Genomic DNA, 2,057 nt, shown 5'->3' with positions numbered 1-2,057 from the left:
CGCGAGGCGGGGAAGAGCAAGGCGGGCGGGCATTCGATTCGCTCAATCATCGCAGAGGCCACACGTGAGCCGGGGGCTTGCTATCACGTCGAGGCCCCGGCTCCTCCCATCCCTGTCTTCGGCTGCTCGCTTTCGGAAGTCGAGGCGTTGGCTACCGCTTGGGGGAATGAATCGAGGGACGCTCGAGGGCATGCTCTTCGCAAAGACGGCCTTTGCTTGCTTGCCGGGGTTGTCTCAGCCCCCGATGACATGGACGCCGAGGGCTGGGAATCGCTAAAGGCGAACACGGTTGAATGGTTGAATAGAGATGGCCGTCTCTTGTCGGTCATCGAGCACACAGACGAAAGCCACCGGCATTTCCATTTTTATAAAATCCCGGCCCCCGGTGCTCGCTTCGAGACGATTCACCCAGGGCGAGCTGCCTCAGAAGCCGCGCGAAAAACTGGGGCGACGAAGGGCGAGCAGAATCGGGCATACAAGAAAGCGATGAGCCGCCTCCAGAACGATTTTTTCGATGAGGTCGGCATGTTTAGCGGCCTTACCCGTCTCGGCCCTGCCAAGCGGCGTTTAACGCGTTCTGGGTGGCATCAGGAGCAAGCGGCAGCCGTCGCCGCGAGCAAAGCTATGGCGACGGCTGAAAAGCAGCTTGCCGAGGCCCGGGCCGCCATGGGCGAGGCTTCGGGGGCCAAGGCAGACTTGGCCTCTGCTATGTCGGAGGCGATGGCCTCGCTCGATAGAGCCAAGGCCGAGGCGTTGGCGGGGGCTGAGAAAGCCAAGGCCGAGGCCAAGGCTAAACGGCGGGACTGGGAAAAGGACGCATTGACGCAGCGTCACGAGAAAGCCGTTCGGGCGATTGACGCCGATCGCTTGAAAATGGGGCAAGAGCTTGAAGCTTTGAAAAAGCAGCCGGCGGGCGGCATCAAGCCGCCGCCCGCGAAGCGTCTTCGCAGTTGATTTTGGGGCTGCTTTTAGGGGCCGCCAGGCCCGGTTTTGGGGTGGCTTTCCTTAAATTTATAACTATGGCCATAAGTTCGACGCGTCGGATTTATAGCCAATCACCGCGAAACCCGCATGAATGCTTGCTATCCGGCCCTTTTGGGTGGGCCTTGACTTGTCAATGGGGGCGTGAGAATCTGGAGGAAGTGGGCGCCTGAAAAGTTGAAAGCCAAATCCCGGCAAGGATTCGGCTTTCGGGGCGGCCAGACTAGTCGGAGTCTGAACGCATGAAACATGAGAACACTTTAAGCCAAAATCCCTCTGTAGTCAAAGCCCCTGCTCTTTCTGACATGTCGGAAAAGGATGCAAAATGGGACAAACATCGAAGCAATACGCAAACCATCGGCTCACTCTACGACCGGGCCGGAGAAGAAAGCCTCGAGCGTCTCGGGGTGCGAATGTCGAAATGCTCCGGGCTGCTCAAGTTCGGGCAAGCTGTCAACCTTGAAACGGGCGAAATTTCAATCAAGCTCGATCAAGCATTTTTCTGCAAAGTCCGGCACTGCCCGGTTTGCCAATGGAGGCGAGGTATGGCGAGCATGGCAAAATTTTATGAGCGTCTGCCAGCCGTGGCTGCTGCTTATCCGAAAGCCCAGTGGCTGTTCCTGACGTTGACCGTCAAAAATCCGGAAATGGCGGATTTGCGGGTGACGCTGCGTGACATGAATGCGGCTTGGAAGCGGATGATTGAGCGGGCAGGCTGGCCCGCCAAAGGCTTCATCCGGACGACCGAGGTCACGAAGGGAAAAGACGGCAATCCCCATCCGCATTTCCATGCATTGCTGCTTGTCGATCCCGGCTATTTCGCTGGTCATTCATACATCTCGCAAGCAAAATGGGCTGAGATGTGGAGGGACGCTTTGCGGGCAGATTACACGCCGGTTGTGCATGTCGCAAAAGTCAAAGCAAAGAGCGATAAGGCTAAGGCGGCAGAGGCCAGCGGGGACAGGACTGCGGCCTTGTCGGCTGCCGTGGCTGAGACGCTCAAATACTCCATCAAGCCTGAAGACATGCTGACGGATGGGGCCTTTTTGTTTGGCATCCCAAAGCAGTTGGCCAAG

Annotated in this window: 2 protein-coding genes; both read left to right on the top strand. The window is 57.9% G+C overall.

Going from position 1 to position 2,057, the window contains the following annotated elements:
* On the top strand, positions 1–954 hold a 954-nt coding region (locus E4T71_RS08480), incomplete at its 5' end, for a hypothetical protein (RefSeq protein WP_209304480.1).
* Positions 955–1,223: 269 nt separating this feature from the next.
* Positions 1,224–2,057: protein rep (locus tag E4T71_RS08475; protein ID WP_135038890.1), on the top strand; the 834-nt coding region annotated here is incomplete at its 3' end.

This window comes from Streptococcus sp. WM07 (genome assembly GCF_004570525.1).
Classification (GTDB): domain Bacteria; phylum Bacillota; class Bacilli; order Lactobacillales; family Streptococcaceae; genus Streptococcus.
The sequence above is the reverse complement of the archived record's forward strand: the minus strand, read 5'-3'. Positions and strand labels throughout refer to the sequence as shown.